Source organism: Spirosoma areae (assembly GCF_054781775.1).
In genome coordinates this window covers 365280-386269 of sequence record NZ_BAAGTT010000040.1, presented here as the reverse complement: position 1 = coordinate 386269, position 20990 = coordinate 365280, and the positions used below count along the sequence as shown (strand labels likewise).

21 protein-coding genes are annotated in these 20990 nt (G+C 51.6%); 11 read left to right on the top strand and 10 right to left on the bottom strand.

Annotated features, from left to right (window positions below; genetic code table 11):
• Window positions 1-6: 6 nt before the first annotated feature.
• The 3 genes from ACYVI1_RS25190 to ACYVI1_RS25180 are packed head-to-tail and all read right to left on the bottom strand — an operon-like array spanning window position 7 to window position 3694.
• Complete coding sequence (locus ACYVI1_RS25190; RefSeq protein ID WP_460913670.1) at window positions 7-1560, bottom strand: 4Fe-4S binding protein; 1554 nt, start codon at window positions 1558-1560, stop codon at window positions 7-9.
• Between the two features lie 21 nt (window positions 1561-1581).
• On the bottom strand, window positions 1582-2910 hold the full coding sequence (locus ACYVI1_RS25185) for an NAD(P)/FAD-dependent oxidoreductase (RefSeq protein WP_460913668.1): 1329 nt from the start codon (window positions 2908-2910) through the stop codon (window positions 1582-1584).
• Window positions 2911-2932: 22 nt separating this feature from the next.
• Complete coding sequence (locus ACYVI1_RS25180; protein ID WP_460913667.1) at window positions 2933-3694, bottom strand: DUF547 domain-containing protein; 762 nt, start codon at window positions 3692-3694, stop codon at window positions 2933-2935.
• 126 nt (window positions 3695-3820) lie between these two features.
• On the opposite strand from ACYVI1_RS25180, the gene ACYVI1_RS25175 reads away from it, so the two are divergent.
• The 6 genes from ACYVI1_RS25175 to ACYVI1_RS25150 all read left to right on the top strand — a co-directional run bounded on the left by ACYVI1_RS25175 (window position 3821) and on the right by ACYVI1_RS25150 (window position 9128).
• Window positions 3821-4927: a BamA/TamA family outer membrane protein gene (locus ACYVI1_RS25175; RefSeq protein ID WP_460913664.1), complete on the top strand. Its 1107-nt coding sequence runs from the start codon at window positions 3821-3823 to the stop codon at window positions 4925-4927.
• A 205-nt stretch (window positions 4928-5132) separates the two neighbouring features.
• Window positions 5133-5825 (top strand): TIGR04283 family arsenosugar biosynthesis glycosyltransferase, encoded by a 693-nt coding sequence (locus ACYVI1_RS25170; RefSeq protein ID WP_460913662.1) that lies wholly within the window; start codon window positions 5133-5135, stop codon window positions 5823-5825.
• On the top strand, window positions 5825-6817 hold the full coding sequence (locus ACYVI1_RS25165) for an NAD-dependent epimerase/dehydratase family protein (RefSeq protein WP_460913659.1): 993 nt from the start codon (window positions 5825-5827) through the stop codon (window positions 6815-6817). The genes ACYVI1_RS25170 and ACYVI1_RS25165 overlap by 1 nt, the downstream gene beginning before the upstream one ends.
• On the top strand, window positions 6807-7757 hold the full coding sequence (locus ACYVI1_RS25160; RefSeq protein WP_460913655.1) for an SDR family oxidoreductase: 951 nt from the start codon (window positions 6807-6809) through the stop codon (window positions 7755-7757). Before ACYVI1_RS25165 ends, ACYVI1_RS25160 begins: the two co-directional genes overlap by 11 nt.
• A 424-nt stretch (window positions 7758-8181) precedes the next feature.
• Window positions 8182-8658, top strand: coding sequence for a hypothetical protein (locus tag ACYVI1_RS25155; protein ID WP_460913654.1), 477 nt, complete (start codon window positions 8182-8184; stop codon window positions 8656-8658).
• A gap of 11 nt (window positions 8659-8669) precedes the next feature.
• Window positions 8670-9128, top strand: a complete 459-nt coding sequence (locus tag ACYVI1_RS25150; protein ID WP_460913651.1) for a hypothetical protein — start codon at window positions 8670-8672, stop codon at window positions 9126-9128.
• A 90-nt stretch (window positions 9129-9218) separates the two neighbouring features.
• Here ACYVI1_RS25150 and ACYVI1_RS25145 read toward each other — a convergent pair whose 3' ends face one another.
• Window positions 9219-9725: a rhodanese-like domain-containing protein gene (locus ACYVI1_RS25145; RefSeq protein ID WP_460913648.1), complete on the bottom strand. Its 507-nt coding sequence runs from the start codon at window positions 9723-9725 to the stop codon at window positions 9219-9221.
• A gap of 78 nt (window positions 9726-9803) precedes the next feature.
• On the opposite strand from ACYVI1_RS25145, the gene ACYVI1_RS25140 reads away from it, so the two are divergent.
• From ACYVI1_RS25140 to mptB, 3 genes are all read left to right on the top strand, one after another.
• Window positions 9804-10400, top strand: coding sequence for a TIGR04282 family arsenosugar biosynthesis glycosyltransferase (locus tag ACYVI1_RS25140; protein WP_460913647.1), 597 nt, complete (start codon window positions 9804-9806; stop codon window positions 10398-10400).
• Between the two features lie 56 nt (window positions 10401-10456).
• Complete coding sequence (locus ACYVI1_RS25135) at window positions 10457-11149, top strand: glycosyltransferase family 2 protein (protein WP_460913645.1); 693 nt, start codon at window positions 10457-10459, stop codon at window positions 11147-11149.
• 61 nt (window positions 11150-11210) lie between these two features.
• Complete coding sequence (gene mptB, locus ACYVI1_RS25130; protein WP_460913643.1) at window positions 11211-12557, top strand: polyprenol phosphomannose-dependent alpha 1,6 mannosyltransferase MptB; 1347 nt, start codon at window positions 11211-11213, stop codon at window positions 12555-12557.
• An 11-nt stretch (window positions 12558-12568) separates the two neighbouring features.
• On the opposite strand, the gene ACYVI1_RS25125 is transcribed toward mptB, so the two are convergent.
• From ACYVI1_RS25125 to ACYVI1_RS25115, 3 genes are all read right to left on the bottom strand, one after another.
• On the bottom strand, window positions 12569-13303 hold the full coding sequence (locus tag ACYVI1_RS25125) for a DUF6503 family protein (RefSeq protein ID WP_460913641.1): 735 nt from the start codon (window positions 13301-13303) through the stop codon (window positions 12569-12571).
• Between the two features lie 443 nt (window positions 13304-13746).
• A complete protein-coding gene (locus ACYVI1_RS25120) occupies window positions 13747-14202 on the bottom strand; it encodes a transposase family protein (RefSeq protein ID WP_460913640.1) in 456 nt (151 codons plus the stop codon).
• Window positions 14195-14395: a hypothetical protein gene (locus ACYVI1_RS25115; RefSeq protein WP_460913639.1), complete on the bottom strand. Its 201-nt coding sequence runs from the start codon at window positions 14393-14395 to the stop codon at window positions 14195-14197. Before ACYVI1_RS25115 ends, ACYVI1_RS25120 begins: the two co-directional genes overlap by 8 nt.
• Window positions 14396-14648: 253 nt before the next feature.
• Between ACYVI1_RS25115 and ACYVI1_RS25110 the strand changes: the two genes are divergently transcribed.
• A complete protein-coding gene (locus ACYVI1_RS25110; RefSeq protein ID WP_460913636.1) occupies window positions 14649-15653 on the top strand; it encodes an NAD(P)H-dependent glycerol-3-phosphate dehydrogenase in 1005 nt (334 codons plus the stop codon).
• A 72-nt stretch (window positions 15654-15725) separates the two neighbouring features.
• Here the strand turns inward: ACYVI1_RS25110 and ACYVI1_RS25105 are convergent, their stop codons facing one another.
• Both ACYVI1_RS25105 and ACYVI1_RS25100 read right to left on the bottom strand, forming a co-directional pair.
• Window positions 15726-18131 (bottom strand): glycoside hydrolase family 95 protein, encoded by a 2406-nt coding sequence (locus ACYVI1_RS25105; protein WP_460913635.1) that lies wholly within the window; start codon window positions 18129-18131, stop codon window positions 15726-15728.
• 37 nt (window positions 18132-18168) lie between these two features.
• Window positions 18169-19113, bottom strand: coding sequence for a sugar phosphate isomerase/epimerase family protein (locus ACYVI1_RS25100; protein WP_460913634.1), 945 nt, complete (start codon window positions 19111-19113; stop codon window positions 18169-18171).
• 233 nt (window positions 19114-19346) lie between these two features.
• Between ACYVI1_RS25100 and ACYVI1_RS25095 the strand changes: the two genes are divergently transcribed.
• On the top strand, window positions 19347-20606 hold the full coding sequence (locus ACYVI1_RS25095; RefSeq protein ID WP_460913632.1) for a hypothetical protein: 1260 nt from the start codon (window positions 19347-19349) through the stop codon (window positions 20604-20606).
• Window positions 20607-20742: 136 nt separating this feature from the next.
• Here ACYVI1_RS25095 and ACYVI1_RS25090 read toward each other — a convergent pair whose 3' ends face one another.
• Window positions 20743-20934, bottom strand: coding sequence for a hypothetical protein (locus ACYVI1_RS25090; RefSeq protein WP_460913630.1), 192 nt, complete (start codon window positions 20932-20934; stop codon window positions 20743-20745).
• Window positions 20935-20990: the final 56 nt, after the last annotated feature.

Genomic DNA, 20990 nt, shown 5'->3' with positions numbered 1-20990 from the left:
GTAGGCTTAGGGTTGAAGCCGGATACCGTCGTTACCCAGCAGAATTGGGTTCGGGTTAATCAGGCGGGTAGATTCGGAATCGTTTTCCAGATTGAGAACACCCCGTGGACAAACGGCCGAGCAAATTCCGCAACCCACACACGACGACCGAACGATGTCCTGACCACGTTGAGCATACCAGCGCACGTCAATACCCATTTCGCAGTACGTCGAGCAGTTGCCGCAGGAAATACACTGCCCGCCGTTGGTGGTAATGCGAAAACGGGACTTAAACCGTTGTACCATTCCTAAGTAAGCGGCAAGTGGGCACCCAAACCGGCACCAGACCCTATTCCCCATAATGGGATAAAAACCCGTGCCAACTACGCCCGCAAACACAGAACCGATGGCAAAGCCGTAAGTCGAACGCAGGTTGTAGGAATCCAGAACGCCAAACAAAGCCGATTGACCACTCAGGTAGGTGTATAAAACAGCCCCCGTCATGACAACCACAAACACCAGTACGCTATGAACCACAACGCGCTCCAGTTTCCAGGCTCCAAGTCGTTTGTCGGAGAGTTGCCGGTACGGGTCGCCCAGGGTTTCGGCCAGTCCTCCGCAACCGCACACCCAGGAGCAGTACCAGCGTTTGCCGAAAAAATAAGTGAGTATCGGTACACCAATCATCCAGAGGGCAGTGCCCCAGACTAACATAAAAATACCCAGCGTTCCGGCCTCTATTTTCTGGTCAAGGCGGTAATCGAAATAAAAGCTGTAATCCAGCGGCCACATATTTTTCAAATCCTGCGCGGGCTGATGAAAAAGCGATAGCAGTTCGGGAATGAGAAAGGCGAAGCAGGTTTGAAAAAACATAACCGAGAGTGTCCGCAGTTGCTGATAGCGGTTATGACGGTATTTAATCAGCATCCGCACGCCCATAACTACGATAACCAGCGTGTAGAGCGTACCATACACAAACCACTGGCTGGCGGGGCCACCGTTTAGCGACTCGCTCAACGGGTCGAACATCAACACCCAGTTGGTCAGGTATTCCGGGTAAAAATAAAGCACAACATAGAAGCCAATCAGAAAACTGCCCACGACGATTCCAATCCAGCCCTTGTTGGTCGCCGGGTCATGGAAAATAGCATCGTTTTTTATGCCGGGCAATTGACGACGGTTGGGCAGCATATACAGCAGTGCCCCGCCAACGCACAGGAGCAGGCTCAGCCAGAAAAACAGTTGGCTATTAGCCGGAAAGAAACCGGTACTGGCGGCTTTCGTTATCTGAAACGTATAATCATCGTTGATAACTTGCTTAGACTCTTTCCGTTGTTTATAGCCTTCATTAAGTTGGGTTATCGCAGCTCTGAAATCCCGGACAAACCCGAATGAGGATGCGTACAGCTTGTCCTGCATGGGGGCTGTCGCCAACCGGACAGCAGATAGATGCTCTTTTTTAACCGTTTGGCTTAGTGCCCGGTCCGTCAGCCGGTACTGGCTTAGGGAAAGCGAGCCGATGAAGAGCGCGAACCCCACCAGAAAAAGCGTTAATCCGATGCGTTGGCTATTGGTCAGCATAACGAAGGAGTCTATTGGGTGTTAGTGCGAAGCGGAAAACAAGCGTTGAAACCAGCCTTTTCGAGACGGGCTGTTCCCGGACAACTGCCCGACGTAGGATGCCGAAAATTCTGGATTAAAATCGGCCTGACGAAACTGGTTCAAGACGTAGGGTAGTGACTGCCGTTCCCGAATCCAGCGTTCGCAGACGGCATGGCGCAGGCGCAGACCAAAGGTGTGCATACCAACCACGCGCTGGTCGTCGGTCCTATAATTGATGCGTAAACACTGTTGCCCGTTGGGATGCTCCCAGTAAAACGTCTGTTCGCCCCCGGCAAGCTGTGCATTCATCGTGCCGTAGGTCTGGTATTCAATGTCGAAAAATTTGGCCGAGTTGAAAAACACCCCCGGTCGATAGGCCACCCGGTTGCCGCAGAGCGTCTGCGCCAGCGTTTCGCCGTGCATCCGACCCGTGTACCAAATTTGTTCAATGGGTTTGCGGAGGGCGCCATCCGTTCCGGCCACCGGCTCACGGAATTCATTACAGTCCCCAATGGCATACACGTCCGGGATGTTCGTCTCAAAGAACTCATTGACTAATACCCCTTTTCCCAACTCGATACCCGACGATTTCAAAAACCCGACATTGGGTGTTACCCCCACGCCCAGCCCCACAAATTGACAGGCGATTTCCTGCCCGGCAGTCGTAACAACCGCCCGCACTCGCCCGGATGCGTCGGCCAGTATTTCGTTGAGTTCGGTTTGCAGGTGAAGGTCAACGCCATGCTGATGAATGTGGCGGCTAATCAGGTTGCCTTCCTCGGCGGGCAGGGTCGAACTCCAGTAGTGCGTATCGCGCACCAGCATCGTTACGGCAATGTGGCGCGAACGGAGCATTTCGGCCAGTTCAATGCCGATGAGACCACCCCCCACCACCACAGCCCGGTCAATTTCCTTCGTGTACTGCTCCATCGTCGCTAAGTCCGGCAACCCATATAGCCCTTGCACCCCGGCAAACGACTTCCCCGGCCAATCGAACGTGGTGGAGGTAGAGCCGGTTGCAATCACCAGCACATCGTACTCCAACTGTGAACCATCGGCCAATCTGATTTGCTTTGTGGCTGTATCGACCTGCTCCACCAGAGCTTGTTTCAGGTCGATACGGTTCTTCGCCCAAAACCAGTCTTCATAAGGCTTGGTATGGGCATACGTCATGTGCCCCATGTAGATGTACATCAGGGCCGTGCGCGAATAAAAATGGGCAGACTCTGCGGAAATAACCGTAATCCGGTGCTGGTCGCTCAGTCGCCGAACATGCCGGGCGGTGGTGATACCGGCAATGCCGTTGCCGATGATAATGATGTGTTTCATGGCTGCCGGGTTCAGCAGCACGCTACTGCTCGTTGAGGTTCCAGTTATAATCCAGAAAAGTAATTTTCGTGGCGTCGGTAATCTTGGTCGTTGAATACTTATCGACCCACTTCACCACCGATTGCCCATTGTTATTCCAGTCGCCTTTATACCAGTCAAAGTATTTGGACAACTGCGCTTCATCTTTACCGATTTTATTTTTAGCCGGATTATTCAGAAAATCCTTGCCCTGGTCATCCATCTGCGCTTCGAGTTTATCGGCGGTGTAGGCTTCATTCCGCAACCGAGGGCACGAAAACGAGGCACAGACAATGGTGAAGTGAATCCGGGGGTCGTCGTATTTTTTGCGCAGGGTGCCATGCTCAATGTTATCGAGACTCATTTTCTCTCCGCCAATGGTGAAAAACTTAGCCGCCCAGGGCGTCGTGACAAAGGGAATCTTGATTTTTGAGCCGATGTCCTTGATGCTTTTTACCGGATAATGGTCCAGAATGAGCCGAATTGTGTAGGCATTATAGGCATTAATCCAATAGGCCATCTGTTCGTTCTTGCTCCAAGAGGCAGCCGGGGCATTTTTGCTCAGCATGTCCAAGTACTGATTAAAGGCTTTCTCCTCCGATTTGAAACCCTTGTAATTAACCAATCCTTTCTCATTGACGTATTTCTTCAACAGCCGGTCATAGCTGCTGTGGTCAACGGGTGCGGTATCGACATTCGTGAAGGCGGTTAACAGGGTCAGCAGTAAGCCTAATAGGGTCAGTGCAGGAATGGGTAATTTTTTCATAGTACTGGTCAAATTTGTCCGTGTTTAGATATACGACCCAATATGCGGAAAGGTTTTCTAACTCTACTACGCTCAAACTGTGTTGGGCTATTTTTCGTATGCTAACGTAGCTTACTTTCGTTTCCAATGCTTCTCACAACGCTGTTTGCCGCTCTATTTGTTACTACTCCTGCCGACAGCGTTCTGAAACCTTTCAGTTTGTTGCCCCTGCCATTGGTGTATTACACGCCCGAAACGCGGCTGGCATACGGTGTGGCAGCTACCGCTACGTTTCGCTTCAAACGGGACATAGCGACCTTTAAAACCGATTCGGTACGGGATGTTGTTACGCTCGTTCGTCCCTCTCAGATTACCCTCGGCTTTGCCTATACTCAGAATAAACAACTGCTATTTTACCTGCCTTTTCAGATTTTCTACGATAAGGACAAGTACTACTTCAATGGCGAAGCGGGCTATTATCGGTATAGCTACTACTTCTTCGGGGTTGGTCAGCGGGAAGTGCCCCGGGAGTTATATGGCGTGAACTTTCCGCGCATCCGTATCAACGCGTTTCGGCGGGTGGCTCAGGCGCTGCCACAGGGTAAACTTTACGTCGGGGTTCGGTATCAGTATGAAGATTATCAGGTAACTCAGGTTGAACCGGGCGGCCTGCTGGCTACGGGCAGCGTGCCCGGCGGATTGGGCAGTCGGTTGGCGGGTGTGGGTACGGGCGTTTTTTACGACTCGCGCAATGCCGTTTTTTTTCCGTCACGGGGCGTAGTTGCTGATATGGCGTACCTGAATCAGAACCAAATCGTCGGTAGTCAGGTCCGTTTCGACCGATACACTGCCGACGTATCGTCTTACCATACGCTGAATCCTCATGCAATCCTGGCCCTCAATTATTTCGTAAGTTTCACAAAGGGCATCGCTCCGTTTAATGCGCTGTCGCTGCTGGGAGGCACCAGACGGATGCGGGGGTATTATGAAGGCCGTTTCCGTGACCAGAATGTAGCTCTGCTGCAGAGCGAAGTTCGATTTGATTTGTATAAACGGTTGGGCGGTGTCGTGTTTGGGGCGATGGGTATTCTGGGAGACGACCAGACGCTGCTGCGCCCCAACGACCCGAAGGTTGCTTATGGAGCAGGGCTGCGCTTTACGGTGAATCGGCGCGACCACCTGAACATTCGGCTCGATTACGGCATTGGTCGTCAATCGAGCGGGTTTTACCTGACAATTGGCGAAGCATTTTAACCAATATGGTCTGTAATGAACTGTCTAAAAACCCCTAAATCCCCTAAAGGGGACTTTAGTTGAGAATGGTCAGGCGAAAGTCCCCTTTAGGGGATTTAGGGGTTTTTAGATTGGGAGAAAATAATCTTCATATTAGTCCGTAAATCGCTTTTGACGTTGGTAGTGCCTGTTAAACGTCGTATGTTGCTATCTGTTAATTTCCGTAATGACCATTAGTATTATTATTCCTACCCATAACGAAGCCGAAAATATTGGCCGGTTAGTGCGCGATTTGCGCACGTATGGCGGTCCTCAACTTCTTGATATTCTGGTGATTGATGCGGGTAGTACTGATGGGACATCCGACGTCGCCCGGCAGGCAGGCGCATCGGTCTGGCAATCGCCGAAACCGGGGCGGGCCACCCAAATGAACTACGGAGCCAGCTTAGCTACCGGTGACGTGCTGTATTTTGTTCATGCCGATGTGGGGATTCATCCTGATTTTAGTCAGGATATTGACCAGTTCATCCGGGCGGGCTTTGAGGCAGGCTGTTACCGATTTCGCTTTGATTCGACCCACGCGTTGCTGCGGTTCAATAGTTACGGAACCCGGTTTCCGGGGCTGATGAGTCGCGGGGGCGACCAGACCTTATTCATCACCCGTTCCCTGTTTGACAAGTTGGGGGGCTTCGATGAGCGGTACGTCATTATGGAAGACTTCGACATTATCGTGCGGATTCGGCAAATTGCCCGGTTTGGCATTGTTCCCAAAGAGGTGCTCGTGTCGGCCCGCAAGTACGAAACCAATGGCTGGCTGCGGGTTCAGGTAGCCAACCTGACTGCGTTTTCGCTGTTCTTTTTGCGCGTGGCTCCCACCCGAATTGCCCGTACTTACAAAGCCATGCTTACCTATCGCTGATGGAAAAAACGGTCCTGCTCACCGGTGCGAATGGGTTTCTGGGGTATCACCTGGTGCGTGAACTGCTCCAGCGGCAGTATGCGGTTCGGGCGTTGGTGCGACCGGGGAACAGTGGGAACCGGCTGACTGACCTGCCCGTTGAGCGGTACGAAGGCGATGTTCGGCAGGCTGGGACCCTGGCACGGGCTGCTGATGGTTGCCAGGCCATCATCCACGCGGCTGCTTTGGCCCAGGTCAACCCAGCCCGTAATCGGGAGGTGTGGGCAGTTAACCAAACGGGTACGGAAAACGTGTTACAGGCCGCCCGGCACGCTGGCGTACAGCGACTGATTTATGTCGGTACGGCAAACGTTTTTGGCTTCGGCACCCGCGAAAACCCCGGCGATGAAACCCGTCCGTTTGCCGGTGGACGCTACGGATTAGATTACATAGACAGTAAGCGGGCTGCTACGCAGAGCGTGGAAAAAGCCATCCATGACTGGGGGTTGCCAGCCATAACCGTCCATCCGACGTTTATGCTGGGGGCCTTTGATACCCGGCCCACATCGGGGGCTATGCTGCTGGAACTATACCGGGGTCGGGTTGTCGGCTATCCTGCCGGTGGCAAGAATTACGTGCATGTGCGCGACGTTGCGGTGGCTACCGTAAACGCTCTCTCGCAGGGTCGCATCGGCGAAGCCTATATTCTGGGCAATCAGAACCTGAGTTATCAGGAAGCGTTTACTCTGATGGCTGACGTGATGCAGGTGGCCCCGCCCCGCTGGGCTATTCCGCCCGGTATCGCCCAACTGTATGGGTACGGGTGCGACGCCTGGGCAAACCTAACGGGTCGCCCAACCCGGCTGAACGCAGCTATGGTTGCGGTGGCCAACGACGGTCATTATTTTAGCGCCCGGAAAGCCATTGCCAAATTGGCTCTGCCTCAAACGCCGGTCGTACAGGCGATACGGGAAGCCTTCGAGTGGTTTAGACAAAATAAGTATGTTGGATAGACAGCGTGCCCGGTACCCGCAAACGGACCTCAATCTGGTAGAACTGGGCCAGGCTATTCCGGTTCAGCCGGATGAGGTTGGGCTGGCTGATAACTCAGCGGCTAAGCGACCAGTAAGCTCGTATCCGACTGGACTGTTCGCCGGAAAAGTAGCCATCGTAACCGGTTCTGAATCGGGTATTGGCAAAGCGACGGCAAGAGCGCTGGGCAAGGCTGGTGCCTTCGTTGTGCTAAACGGGCGCTGCGCCGATAGGTTGGCCCAAACCCATCAGGAATTACTGAACGAAGGCTTAGCCGTTGTGAGTTGCGTGGCGGATGTAACGCGCTATCCCGACTGTGAACGACTCATCGAAACGGCGATTCAGGCGTTTGGTCAGGTAGATATTCTGATTACCAATGCCAGTATTTCGATGCGGGCGTATTTTGCCGATATGCAGCCCGACGTATTCCGGCAGGTTCTCGACAGTAATGTCTATGGCACCGTTTATCCACTGAAAGCGGCCCTGCCGTATCTGACCCAGACCAAAGGCAGTGTTACATTTATTTCCTCGATTTCGGCACTCAACGGAATGCCCAGTGGCTCAGCGTATTGCGCCGGGAAGGCGGCTGTTGCTAATCTGGCGCATACGCTCCGGCTCGAATTAGACCAAACCGGTATTCATTTTGGGGTAGTACACATTGGCTTTACCCAGAATGACCCCGACAAACGGGTGCTCGATGCCAATGGGCAACCCGTACCGATTGCTCATCGGCCCCCGCGCTGGCAGAAATCGCAGGCGCAGGTGGCGGCAATTATCCTCAAACACATCCGCCGTCGGCGGCAGCGAACCGTTATTTCGGCATTAGGCAAACTCATTACATTAGTGCATACCTACCTGCCCCGCTTAGGTGACTGGATTGTACTGACAACGATTCGACAACTACGACATTTTTATGAGTGAATTTTGGGACTTATCCTTTACAATAGACCGCTGATTTTTATGATCGTTCGGGCCTGTAGTTGGCGACTCATTGGACAACACTGGCCAGTTTTCAGGGTTATTTCAAGCCTGTATACCTAATCAAGAATTGACATCTCTCTAAATCAGAGTAGTCATAAAAATCAGCCGGTTCGCCGGTGCGGTTCTATTGCCTTTACCTAATGGTAGCTTTCTGAAAAAAACACAAAAACAGCTTTGGCGCTGGAAATCATGTGTACATACGCTATATACAGTAGAAATTTAGTCAAAAGCACTTTCTTGGAATAGTACACTGAAAACCACTACTGGCTAGATTCGTTTTAGTGGGATAGTCCAAAATATTTACAAAACCTGTAACTTTGAATAATAAATAAACGTTTATTTGTCGAGACAAGTAGTCTCAAAAATGAATGGCACTATTTTTGGGCTAAAAACTAAAGATAAACAAACTCACAACATGCTAGCAACTATTGATCGCAACGTTGAGGATGCTCTCAGTCAAAGCGAGTCAATTTCGCGTACTCAACAGAGAGCACAGATTGAGATTGGGTCAGATGAATTTCTTGACATTGTGTTGGGTCTCAAAAAATCATTGATTCAATCAACTAACCAAATGGGAGAGCTGAACGCATCTCTTATTCTAACGTTTAACAAAAATCCAACAGGCGTTCTTGAGTTAATGCCTAAACTCAAAGAATTGCATCATCTTTCTGTTCGGTCAATCAATATAACCGCAGAAGGTTTAGTTGGGCAGTGTGTAGGCAGAACTGTATTGGCAAATATCAAAATAGAGACAGACCAGCTCGGAGAGACTATCTATGATATTGAGATGAAATCCGTTAAACCCAGTGCTTCTTTGCAATCACTTTTTGACCAACTTTAAATTGCCGTGCTTTGCTTGTCAATTCAACCTCTGTTTTTCGTAAATCTCTGGCGAAACTTTGCAAAAGGCCTAAATATCAATACGCTACATGCCCACAGGACATCTGTGAGGAACTAAGCAATAAAACAGAAGTTGAGCTAATTGAGAATAACGACCAGATTACAATGAAGGGTAACTCATGCTTGATAAAAATGCGAGTTGCTAATTCAGGAAGGAATGAGGGTAAAAGTGGTGGTTTCAGGGTTATTGCCTTTGTAAGTATTGATAAGCAAGAAGTCTCTCTACTTGAGATTTACCCCAAAACCGGCCGCTATGCCCAAGACACATTGCTTGACGACGAAAAAGAGTATGTTCTTGGAGTTTTTATAAAGGAACGGAACGAGGCAGAACTCAAGGTACATAACTTGACCAAACAACTTAAAGTAGAAAAGGAAGTTGAAGTATATCATAAATCAATCGCTAAGGATTGATTTATGATATACTTCAACTTAATAAGAAAGCCCTGCCAATCACGGCGGGGCTTTCTTATATCATATTAAACAACCGTTCATGATTACTGATTAGTTGTATACCTTTTGCCCCCGCTGGAGCCATTGGCCCCACTTTGGACTAAAGGCATGTACCGAATCGGTCGGTCCCTGCTGATTAACGACGGGATAGCCCTGGTTTACCCACTCGAAAATGCCGCCATACACATTTCGGACGTTGGTAAAGCCCTGTTCAGCCAACCGCTGAGTCACCTTTTGGCTGCGATAGCCGATTGAACAATACACCACGATTGGCTGGCTCTTAGCTACCGTATTGAGTGGCTTTAAATCAAGCTGTTTGTAGCCAACCGGAATCGCTCCGGCCAGATGACTTACCACATATTCGGCGGGTTCGCGCGCATCCAGCAACAGACACAGGTTCTGTTGCCGATGCAATTCGTCGGCGGTTACGGTTGGAACCGACTCATTCAGCATCCGATGGAGCAGGCTGTCAAATCGTTTGTTCTGCACGGATTGCGCTGCGACGGAGCCGACGGATAAAGCCAGCAGGGTGAATAGTCGTAACCAGGCTTTCATCATGAATTAAAGAACTTGTTTGGCAAGATAACCGATTGTCCGTCCTATTCGTTACTATTGACGTGACTCACCCATTCATACATGCCGTCTGAACACCTCATTGTTTTTGTAAAAAATCCCGTTCCGGGTCAGGTTAAAACGCGCATCGCCCGCACCGTTGGCGATGATAAAGCCGTTGCCGTTTATCGTCATCTGTTACGGTACACGCAACAGGTAGTTCAGGATTTTTCGGGCCATTGCGTCGTGTATTATGGTGATTTTGTCAATCCAGATGATGGTTGGAATGGTTACGCCAAATACGCACAAACCGGAGTTGAATTAGGCGAGCGGATGCTTAATGCATTTCGGGAGCAGTTTACACTGGGAGCGGAGAAGGTCGTTATTATCGGCAGCGACTGTCTCACCATCACGCCCGGCCATCTGGAGCGGGCTTTTCGGGCACTCGACGCAACCGACGTCGTTATTGGCCCGGCAACGGACGGGGGGTATTATCTGTTGGGCATGAATCACCTCCGGCCTTTTTTATTTGAGCAAATGCCCTGGAGCCAGCCCGAACTTTACCAGCTAACCGAACTGGCTATTCTACAACACGAATTGTCTTTCGCCCGGCTCGATGAACTGACGGATATTGACGAGTGGACGGATTACGAACCCTATGCCCAACAATCGGGCGTATGAAGTAGGCTCTAACTGCTCAACAACTACCTTTATAACTACCAGTTTACCCACTTCCGTTGAAACAGCCTGTTATTGTCGTCATCATTCCCGCCTTCAATGAAGAAAATTCGGTTGGCCGGGTTGTTGGCGAAATACCCACCGGACTGGCGCAGGAAATTATTGTCGTCAATAATAACTCCAACGACCAGACCGCTGTCGAAGCGGCCCGCGCCGGGGCTACGGTGTTGCAGGAACCCGTACAGGGATACGGTCGAGCCTGTTTGCGGGGCATTGCCTACGCGCAGCAGATTCAGCCAGCACCAGATATTGTCGTTTTTCTGGATGCCGATTATTCTGATTTTCCGGCTGAAATGCCTACTCTGATTGCTCCAATTCTCTCGCAGACAGCCGATTTGGTCATTGGGTCGCGGGCGTTGGGCAATCGACAGCGCGGCTCTATGACCCCCCAGCAGGTTTTTGGTAACTGGTTAGCAACCAGCTTACTCCGATGGCTGTACGGTGTCCGGTTCACCGACCTGGGGCCATTCCGGGCGATTCGATTTGATACCCTGCTGGCCCTGAATATGCGCGACCAAACCTACGGCTGGACCGTTGAAATGCAGCTTAAAGCGGCTAAACTGGGTTTTAGCAGTACCGAAATACCGGTTAACTATCGAAAGCGAATTGGCCATTCTAAAATTTCGGGGACGATAAAAGGTACGGTGCTGGCAGGATATAAAATCCTCACAACCATTTTTAAGTATTGGTAGGTATTCATTTGCACCTGATTGCCTGACTCGACAGAACCGGGCCAGTTAGTATTCCATTGGCATGAGCAGTCCGTTCCGCATTGGCTGGTTAGTTCTTTCGCTGGGTTTATTTTCCCTGCTTGGCTATGGTGTTGACCGCCAGCAAATTAATTTGCTGATTACCCTATACGGTTTAGCCTTCTGGGGCTACTGGCGGATTACCCGTCCGTTTTGGTCCTACTCAAATACGGTCTCGGATGGCATTTCCCTGGCTTATCAACCCGACCGATTTCTCTTTCTGGCGACCGGGTTATTTCGATTGGCGCTGGTAGCCGTAGTACCCCACCTGTCAGATGATTATGTCCGGTTTATCTGGGATGGCCACTTAGTCGCGCACGGGTATAATCCGTATCTGTACCTTCCCAGCCATCTTGTCGGCACGCCCCTGGCAACGTCGGTTGGGTTGCCCCATTCGTTGTTTCGGGGGTTGAATTCGCCCGATTACTACACCGTTTACCCGCCCGTCAATCAGGCCTTGTTTGGGCTGGCGGCCTGGCTGTTCCCGGATAATCTATTGGGGGCGGTGATTTGCTTACGAATCCCCATTTTCCTGGCCGATCTTGGCTCGTTGTGGTTGCTGGCAAAGCTGCTGCGACGATTCGGAAAAAACCCTAACCTCGCCCTCTTATATGGCCTGAATCCATTGGTTATTCTGGAACTGACGGGTAATGTTCATTTTGAGGCCGTTATGATTTTCTTTGTGCTGCTGGCCGTCTGGTTATTCGTGCAGGGTCGATGGGTGGGTTCCACGATAGCATTAGCCCTGGGTATTGGCGCGAAGTTACTGCCGCTGATTTTTATGCCGCTGCTTCTCCGGTATCTGGGCTGGAAGCGGGGCTTTGCCTATGTGTCGTTAACGCTCGGTTTCACGGCTGTTCTGTTTTTGCCGTTTGCCAGCGTCGAACTGGTACAGAATCTTTTCTCCAGCCTGAACCTGTATTTCCAGAAATTTGAGTTCAATGCCAGTGTGTATTATTTGATACGGGCTGGCGGCTACTGGCTTACCGGCTATAACATCATTGGGGGAGCAGGTGCCGTCTTATTCATTGCCCTTGCCCTGAGTGTATGGTCTATTGCCTTCCGGGACTCCTCTTACCAACGTAAGCCCGTTTTTCCGACTAAAGTGTTGTTCACCCTGACAATTTACTGGCTGCTGGCAACCACCGTTCATCCCTGGTATATAACGTCTCTGGTTGCCGTTGCGCTTTTCACCCCGTTCCGTTACCCAATTCTTTGGTCGGGTGTTATAGTCCTGTCGTATATTACCTATGGGGTAAGTCCTTATCACGAAAACCTGTGGCTTACCGGCCTGGAATACGGGGTTGTGATTAGCTATGGACTGTACGAATGGTACAGCGTAAAGTGGTGATTTGGCAGCAATCAGGGCAAGGTTGTCACCCGAATGTTTTTCTGCTCGATGCGTGACAATTCAGGTAGCTGGTGGGCTTCATACCTGCGGTCGTAATTGCTAACGGAGGTTGTATCGTTCGGGTCGCCCTTGTAGTTGATGTAGTCCTGAAAGCGAATTCCTCCAATTATCTGTGGGTTAATCGCTTTGCGAAAACGTGGTCCGCCTTCGCTGTAGGCTAAGTAATCCATTGTGTGCGACTGCTGATTAAACCAGTAAAAAAAGGTGTCCCCGTGATCGTTACCTCCATCCTCAGCCCGAAACTGCACGCGAATTTTGTCGTATGTCTGCCCCTCAATCCGACTCTCGCCAATGTAATCGGCCAGCACAGCCGGGTCGGCCAGTTTATGCGGCAGCAGGGCGAAGTACGCAACGGCGTTTACAGCCTCACTGTATTTTTTTGTCTGCGTCGTGTCAAGCGCCTGGCGTTGCCCGTTTAGGGTCCGGGTCAGGCCATCGTTGGTCAGTACTTCCTCAATACGTGTCCCGGTCGAATCGCGGTGTGTGCGCGTGTAGCGGAACCGGCCATCCTGTTGCTCCAGCACGAGGTGAAACTGGCGGAAATCAAACTCGATTCGCTTGTTCTGGTAGGCATCTCCACCGTGTGCGTTAATTGCTTCATCAATGATTTTACGCGGGTTATTTTTAGGCTGGCAGGCAATGACGGCAAGAAGAGAAAAGCACAGAAAGAGCGCGGTGCGGGGCATAATCAGATTGGTTGTAGACGACGTAAATTTACGATTCTATTTGCATATTTAGTTTTTCGTATGCTACGGATTAAGTTGGACAGATAGTAAAAAGTTGGCGACGCAGTTGCGATCCGAATCGGAGGTTTTTGTGAACGATTTCCAGCGGTAGCTAATCTTAATGCAAACCACTGATTGATTGCTCAATTACTTAAATAATCTAAGTTGTATGATCCAAGTTTGTTTCGAGTGCGTAAGCCAGCAAAAACAAGACGATCTTGATTAAGAAACCCGCTTCGGTAACGGCATGAATCTGCTTAGGAAACCGCTTCGTGATATGACTAAACGCCTGCTCAAGACGCTGACAGAGCATTTTTTTGTAAGCCCCTGCCCAAGCTTGATCGGGGCGTTGGCTGTTGCTTTTTCCGCACCGGCGGACCGGCTGAGTCTGCAAGTAAATCTGCTCACAGTCGGCATACTATTCTTCTTGTCGCTCCGGCGCCCCGGTCATAGTCGGTGTAGGCCGAATCACCATAGACTTCACTACCCGCTGGCCAGGCCAGATGCATTATCCGCAGCGCCGTCACGTCAACATACGAGCCGGGCAGGATAAAAAACTGCACCGGCTGCTTGTGGCGGGTGGTCACCAACTGGACGCGAAAGCCAAAAAAGAAACGCCGTCTGGGCGCGATTTTGCCGCCCGCCGGCCCGGCTCGGTACTCCTCGCGCGAACGGCCAATACGGATGTTGTCGCAAACGGCGACGGGAAACGAATCAATCAGGTACTCCCCGCTCAAATTAAGGGCTTTAAACAAATCGGCCAAATAATAAAACAAGGCGCTCAAGGTAGTCGCCAAGCGGTGCAGGCGTTGGTCAAAGGTCGACTTTTCCAGCATAACAACGCCTTGTTGATCAGCCATGTAGAGTAGCCGAGGCTTGGTTGCCACCAAAGAAGCGAGCCGATATAATGGCGGTTGTCAACACAATGCTGTCACTAACTTTAGGCGTTGCCTGTGGTTTTACACTACCTTGATTTTTGCCTACTTCGATGAGATAATCATCCGCACCGGCGGCCTGGCAAAAGTAATAAATTGCCATTACTTTCTCAGACATAGCTGGTTAGATTCACCTCTGTTTTCGCACTTCAAAGGTAATCTTGCTCGTGCTATGTCTATTTTTTTTTCAGGGGTTGTCAGTCAAATCAGCCCTCTATCATGCAATTTAGATTAATATAGTTTCATGTAGTAAAAACCAACCGGCCCAATTGCCACCCTCACCCTGAACAAATCAGTCGCTCCTTCGCCCATGTGCGATAGAACGGGCTGCTGATTTTTCAACTTTCCGCGTTTTTGGCTTACTTCACCCCATGAAAGTAAATCAACCCGTTCGGCTGACGATGGTGGGCGGAGGAAGCTGGGCCACGGCGCTCGTTAAAATCCTGTCCGAAAACAACGTCAGCGTTAAATGGTGGCTTCGCAAAACAGCCGACGCCGAACATATTAAGAAATTTGGGCACAATCCCAGCTACCTCAGCGATGTGCAGATTAATACCCGAAAAGTAAAGGTCTGCACCAAAATCAAAGAATCGGTTAAAGACAGTGAATATGTTATTCTGGCGGTTCCGGCGGCCTTCGTGGGCGATGCACTAACGGGACTAAAACCTGAACACTTCACTGGCAAGTCGGTCATTTCGGCCATCAAAGGCATGATTCCGGGAGCCAATCAGTTGGTGACGGATTGGGTCAGTGAGCAATATGGCGTTCCTGCCGAACGGATGTCGGTCATTGCCGGGCCGTGTCATGCCGAAGAAGTAGCCCTCGAAAAACAATCCTATCTGACCATTGCCTCGCCCAATGCAGCCGGTGCCGAAAGCGTCGCCAACCTGCTGCGGTGCCGCTTTGTGCAGACCACGCCCGTCGATGATATTTATGGCATCGAATACAGTGCCGTGATGAAAAACATTATCGCACTGGCCTGTGGCATCACGCGGGGGTTGGGCTACGGCGATAATTTTCAGGCTGTACTGGTCTCCAACGCCATGCAGGAGATCAAGCGATTCGTGGATGCGGTTTACCCCAAACACCGCGACCTGAGCGGTTCGGCTTACCTCGGCGACCTGCTCGTGACGGCCTATTCGCCCTTTAGCCGCAATCGAACCTTCGGCACGCTCATTGGCCGGGGCTACACCATTCAGTCGGCGCAGGCCGAGATGAACATGATTGCCGAAGGGTATTACGCTGTCAAAAGCATCCATGCCATTAACCGGCAATTTGACGTCGACATGCCCATAACGGATGCAGTCTATGCCATTCTCTACGAACGGGCTGCCCCAACCGGCGAAATGAACCGGCTGAAGGAGGTATTGACCTAATAACAGAGCGTGTTCAAACGTAATTCGGTATGCCATATCTTGAAGATATGGCATACCGAATTACGTTTTGACTCACCAGTTCACCACTGTTTTCTGACCCGGCTTTAGCGAAACAGGCCTTGTTTTGCCGCCACTAACAAGCTGGGTCTGGCCACCCGTTTTTGACAGAATTGTAACGGTTTTCAGGCGCTTGTTGCTCCATTCCATTGCTACGTCATAGCCACCCCGCGCCCGCAGCCCGCTAACCGAGCCACTGTCCCAGGCGTCGGGCAGGGCCGGGAGCAGCCTAATTTCAGTTTCCGTGGATTGGACGAGCATCTCGGCTACGGCAGCCGTTCCGCCAAAGTTCCCATCAATCTGGAAGGGCGGATGCGCGTCGAAGAGGTTCGGGTAGGTGCCCCCGCCCCGTGCGTAATTGGTTTTTACGCCATCGGGCGGCACAAAGGCGAGTAGTTCGCGGTACATTTTGTAGGCGTGGTTGCCATCCCACAGCCGCGCCCAAAGGTTAATCCGCCAGCCTTTCGACCACCCCGTCGTTTCGTCGCCTTTAATGTCGAGCGTTTTCCGGCATGCCTGCGCGAGTTGGGGCGTCAGGTCGGGCCGGATGTGGTGGCCGGGATATAGCCCGAAGAGATGCGATTGGTGCCGGTGTTTTGGGTCAACGTCAGCCCAGTCGTGGTACCATTCCTGCAAATTACCCGCTTTGCCAACCTGGTAAGGACAGAGTTTGGCCAGTGCCTGCTCTACTTTAGCCCGGAAATCGGCGTCGATATTCAGAAGTTTTGCAGCCTGAATGGTTTGGCCAAAACACTCGCGAATGATGGCCAGGTCGGCAGTGGCCCCGTAGAGGGTTGACCCTTTATAGCCGTCGGGTGTCAGAAATTGATTTTCGGGAGACGTTGAGGGGGACGTAATCAACCTGCCGTTTTTATCCTCAACCAACCAGGACAAACAGAACTGCGCGGCCCCTTTCATCAGCGGGTACGCTTCCTGCCGCAGGTAGGTCTTGTCCTGGGTGAACATGAAATGCTCCCACAGGTGCGTGCTAAGCCAGGCCCCACCCATGTTCCAGTTCGCCCATACGGGGTCGCCTTTGCCAAAATCGCCCACCGGGTTGCTCATGGCCCAGATGTCGGAGTTATGCCCCACCGACCAGCCATCGACACCGTAGAAGGTTTTTGCCGTTATGGCTCCGGTCTGGGCCAGATTGCCGATAAAGGTGAGCAGAGGCCGGTGCATCTCGGCGAGGTTTGTGCTTTCGACGGGCCAGTAATTTTCCTGGGCGTTGATGTTGGTGGTGTAATTACTGCTCCAGGGGGGACGAAGATAGGGATTCCAGATGCCCTGCAAATTGGCCGGAACCGCCGGAGTGCGCGAACTGCTGATGAGCAGATACCGCCCGAAGTTAAAGTACAGCATTTCCAGATGTCGGTCTTCCTGACCTTCGGCGTATCGTTTTAGTCGCTCGTCGGTGGGTAGGGCAGGGGCATTGCTTTGACCCAGGTTCAGGTTCACCCGATTGAAAAACTGCTGATAATCGGTGATGTGGGCCTGTTTGAGTTGCGTGTAGGATTTTGCCATCGCTTTGTTCAGCCGGTTGGTGGCTATCTGATCATTGGGTAGCCCTTCCGTTGCCGGGTTCTTGTCGAATCCGTTGAAACTGGTGGCGATGGCAACAAAAATCAGGGCTTCGGTACCCCCGCTGATTCCTATGGTGCTGTCGGTGGTTACGATGCGCCCGCTCGTGGCTTTAATGGCGGCTGCGGTGGTAAATCGGGTGCCTTTAGCCGGGTCAAATACGACCGCGTTGGGCATATCGCCCCGGTAACTCGGCTCAGCGTGAATGGGTGCGTATCCATTCGCTTTCAGCGTATTTTTAGCAACCGTTACCTGATTTCGGAGCAGGCTGTTGAACCGCAGTGAGAAGCTAAGCGACCCTTTCTGGCTGCTAATCAGCCGAATAACCATGATTTGGTCGGGCTGCGAGATGAAGTACTCGCGGGAGTAGGTTACCCCGTTTATTGTGTAGTTCAGGGAAGAAACTGCGTCGGCAAGATTCAGTTGGCGATAATAGGTTTGCGCGCTGGCACCGTGGCCGAAATCAAGATACAGCGTGCCCAGCGGAGCAAACGACTCTGAGAACTTACCCTGTATTTTTCGGTTCAGCTCATTCGCCCGTTTATACTCTTCGTTTTTCAGGGCCTCCCGCACGGCGGCCACCTGCTGGTAAGCGTCGGGGTTCATGTTGGCCTTAACCGGCTCACCCGACCAGAGCGTAGCATCATTCAGGTAAATTTTGTCGGACTGAACCCCGCCGAAGATGCTGGCGCCCTGAGTGCCATTACCCAGTACTAAGCTTTCTTCAAAATGCTGCGCTGGCTGTTTGTACCAAAGCGTTTTGTCGGGTTGCTGGGCCTGGCTTAACATCGGGCAAACAAGGGTTATAAGCAGCAGCAAGGCGTAATACAATTGGTTCATAAGAGGGTGATGAATTTATTGAGTATCTGGATGCAGGTCAATTCTGTTTGTAGCCAGTGGCCGCTAACGCTTTTTTTACTTTCTCGTAAAAGGCTGCCACTTTCACCTGCGGATCGCCCTTACCCAGGGTTTCGATGGGCAGATAGCCCCGATAACCCGATTCGCGCACGATGCCAACGATTTTGTCCAGATCAGTTGCCACTTCCTGGCCGTTGACAAACAGGTTTTCTTTCACCTGCCAGGTAGCCGCATAGGGTGCCACGCGGGCAATCTGCGCGTAGGGGTCGCCTACCCTGAAGCTGCCAATGTCTACGTTGACGGCCAGCCATTCGGAATTAACCCGGCGCACAATATCCAGAACATGATCCGCCGTTTGAATGAAATCAGCATGGTTCTGCACCACAATCATTACGCCCTGTTTTGCTGCGTATTCCGTGCATTCACGAATGGCATCGACAACCCAGGTGGTAACCTCGTCCCGATTGTAGCCGGTTGGCAACTCTTTGCCCGTACCGGCGAAGACCCGCAACACGGGTGCGCCCAGGCGGGCGGCTAAGCCAGCCCACCTCTGAACTAACGCGACCTCGGCTTTTCGGCGGGTTGGATCGGGTAGGGTAAAATCATTGCGAACCCCCGTCCCGCTGATGTCGAGGCCCAGCCGAAACGCTCTTCGCTTAATCTGGTAAACGTAGCTGTCGTTGGGTAAAGCCGGGTAATTGGGGAAGTAATACGCTGTCGGGTCAACCGCGTCGAACCCAAGTTCAGCACAAAATACCAGTACCTGTTCCAGGGTCATCTGACCGCTCATGAGGGGTTCATTGAACGAATAAAGATTACAACTCAGCCTGATGTGGCCCTGCCTGCCCGTTCCTGAGCCGACCGCTGATTCCCGGCCCGGCATTGTTGCTGCGGTTGCCACAACGGGTAGGCTGGCAACGGCGGTTTTAAGAAAGGCCCTCCGGCCCGGCTGTAAATTATCCATCCTGTTTGTAAGCATTCGGGAGGCAAAAAATACTACCTGATCAGGCCCAACAGGGGTTTATTAATAAAGGAAAAAGTGGTAACTTTAGCTTTTAAATAATCAGGCATAGTCAATTTGCCTTGTTTGACCTCGTTGGGTCAAACAGCCTGATAGAAAGTAATTTAAGTTAATTCTGCTTGCCTCCAAGTGGTCAGGAGCTAACCAATCAATCACCCTTATAATCTACGTATTCAATGACCCTGCCCGCTGAGGCTCTCCTCGATCCGCAAAGTTCGATGAGCAGTTTCAACATTCCGCAAACGTACTACACTAAAGAACAGGCCGATATGGCCAATGAGGCCTTCGATGGGGCGGTTAAACAGTTTCTGCGCGACTGGATTGAGCAGGGTACGGTTTCGACCAAAAGCATTGATGACTCAGGCGATGCCGAAGAGTTTATTGAACACGGTGCTCTCCGAAGTTTTTTTAAACACCGGGACGATGCCTTCGAGCGGTTACTCGAACAGGATCACATAGCCCGCCACCTGCTGCGTTCCATCTCCGAAGTCTATTTTCAGGATGATGCGTATGAACCTCTGCTGGCTAAGTTCGAAAAGCGCATCTACAATATAGCTGCCCAGCGCGAACAGCTTGAAGTGCCCTTTCGCTACAGCCCCCTCAGCCGGCAGGGGCCTCATGGCGATACGCTCCAGGTGGTGGACCCGGAGACGGATCAGGCCAAGGAAGACATTGGTATGTATTTTGGCACCCGCCGGAGCGATAGTACGGCGTTGACCATTCTGGCGCATCAACTGCGCTGGGAAGCACACGGGGCGACCAGCTTACCCATCCACGTCATTACCGAAGGCTATATGGAGGAATCGCTGCAGCGGGTTAAACTCATCACCAGGCAGTTGAGCGATGGGGGCGAACAACAGTGTCATTGTTTTGTCATTCAACGACGCCACAAGGCCGATGACCGTCACCTGGGTGCAGCACTGCTCATCATGAATCCTGAACAGGCCGACCTGCCCCAGCGCATTATTTTCTGCGATACACTGAACCCAGGCGGTCTGCCCCCGTGGTGGGATAAATTTAAGGCGACAGTAGATGCCGTTTTTCCGCAACCCGATGGCAGTGCGCCAGCATCGGTTCGGCTGGAAGATGGTGGGGTGAAATTGCAGCGGTTGCACGACGGTGTGCCCGTTCGCCACCAGGATATTGACTGTGCTTTCTACACGGCCTCTATGTGCCGGGCACTCATTCAATTGGCCAAGACTGATCCTGAATTAATTCTGCATGGCCCGCTCGAGGCCATTGTGAGCCACATGACGGAACGAATGCCAGAATACTATGAACAGCCAAACCAGCCGAAAGAACCTGCCTTAGTGCGGGAAGCCAATGTCGTTCGGCGATGGCATACGGGCTGGCAGGCCTTGAAGAACAGAATGCAGACGAAGCTAACCGACTTAGCGGCCCAACTTGCCCCCGACCCACCTGTGCTGTATTCCTGACCGCCTGTTTACCTTCAGATTTTATAAGCTTCCGGGATCACTACCAAAAAATAAAAGCCCCCTGAATTATCAGGGGGCTTTCAAACGTTTATAGCGTTGTCGGTAAGATGTACCGGCAGTTGTGCCTTAGCAAAAATTACTTCGCGCTATCAGCAGACATCGTCGAAGCCGAATCGGTAGCCATCGTTGAATCGGTAGCCATCATCGAAGACGAATCCGACATGGTGGTCGTGGTCGTTTCGGTCGTTTCGGTTTTCTTCGAGCTGCAAGACGTAGCCAGGGCGATCATAGCCATGAAAAAGAAGGCAGATTTCGTGATTGCTTTCATAATTTTGGGGGCGTTTTTGTTTAAGTGATAAATGCATTAATGTCAACGTTAATACC

What these genes read in the sequence shown, in the direction of transcription:
- ACYVI1_RS25110 (WP_460913636.1), top strand. Translation starts at nt 14,649, where the DNA reads ATGAAAGTAAATCAACCCGTTCGGCTGACGATGGTGGGCGGAGGAAGC.
- ACYVI1_RS25125 (WP_460913641.1), bottom strand. Translation starts at nt 13,303, where the DNA reads ATGCCCCGCACCGCGCTCTTTCTGTGCTTTTCTCTTCTTGCCGTCATT.
- ACYVI1_RS25095 (WP_460913632.1), top strand. Translation starts at nt 19,347, where the DNA reads ATGACCCTGCCCGCTGAGGCTCTCCTCGATCCGCAAAGTTCGATGAGC.
- ACYVI1_RS25185 (WP_460913668.1), bottom strand. Translation starts at nt 2,910, where the DNA reads ATGAAACACATCATTATCATCGGCAACGGCATTGCCGGTATCACCACC.
- ACYVI1_RS25140 (WP_460913647.1), top strand. Translation starts at nt 9,804, where the DNA reads ATGCCGTCTGAACACCTCATTGTTTTTGTAAAAAATCCCGTTCCGGGT.
- ACYVI1_RS25180 (WP_460913667.1), bottom strand. Translation starts at nt 3,694, where the DNA reads ATGAAAAAATTACCCATTCCTGCACTGACCCTATTAGGCTTACTGCTG.
- ACYVI1_RS25155 (WP_460913654.1), top strand. Translation starts at nt 8,182, where the DNA reads ATGAATGGCACTATTTTTGGGCTAAAAACTAAAGATAAACAAACTCAC.
- ACYVI1_RS25105 (WP_460913635.1), bottom strand. Translation starts at nt 18,131, where the DNA reads ATGAACCAATTGTATTACGCCTTGCTGCTGCTTATAACCCTTGTTTGC.
- ACYVI1_RS25100 (WP_460913634.1), bottom strand. Translation starts at nt 19,113, where the DNA reads ATGGATAATTTACAGCCGGGCCGGAGGGCCTTTCTTAAAACCGCCGTT.
- ACYVI1_RS25165 (WP_460913659.1), top strand. Translation starts at nt 5,825, where the DNA reads ATGGAAAAAACGGTCCTGCTCACCGGTGCGAATGGGTTTCTGGGGTAT.
- ACYVI1_RS25190 (WP_460913670.1), bottom strand. Translation starts at nt 1,560, where the DNA reads ATGCTGACCAATAGCCAACGCATCGGATTAACGCTTTTTCTGGTGGGG.
- ACYVI1_RS25115 (WP_460913639.1), bottom strand. Translation starts at nt 14,395, where the DNA reads ATGTCTGAGAAAGTAATGGCAATTTATTACTTTTGCCAGGCCGCCGGT.
- ACYVI1_RS25145 (WP_460913648.1), bottom strand. Translation starts at nt 9,725, where the DNA reads ATGATGAAAGCCTGGTTACGACTATTCACCCTGCTGGCTTTATCCGTC.
- ACYVI1_RS25090 (WP_460913630.1), bottom strand. Translation starts at nt 20,934, where the DNA reads ATGAAAGCAATCACGAAATCTGCCTTCTTTTTCATGGCTATGATCGCC.
- ACYVI1_RS25160 (WP_460913655.1), top strand. Translation starts at nt 6,807, where the DNA reads ATGTTGGATAGACAGCGTGCCCGGTACCCGCAAACGGACCTCAATCTG.
- ACYVI1_RS25170 (WP_460913662.1), top strand. Translation starts at nt 5,133, where the DNA reads ATGACCATTAGTATTATTATTCCTACCCATAACGAAGCCGAAAATATT.
- ACYVI1_RS25120 (WP_460913640.1), bottom strand. Translation starts at nt 14,202, where the DNA reads ATGGCTGATCAACAAGGCGTTGTTATGCTGGAAAAGTCGACCTTTGAC.
- mptB (WP_460913643.1), top strand. Translation starts at nt 11,211, where the DNA reads ATGAGCAGTCCGTTCCGCATTGGCTGGTTAGTTCTTTCGCTGGGTTTA.
- ACYVI1_RS25175 (WP_460913664.1), top strand. Translation starts at nt 3,821, where the DNA reads ATGCTTCTCACAACGCTGTTTGCCGCTCTATTTGTTACTACTCCTGCC.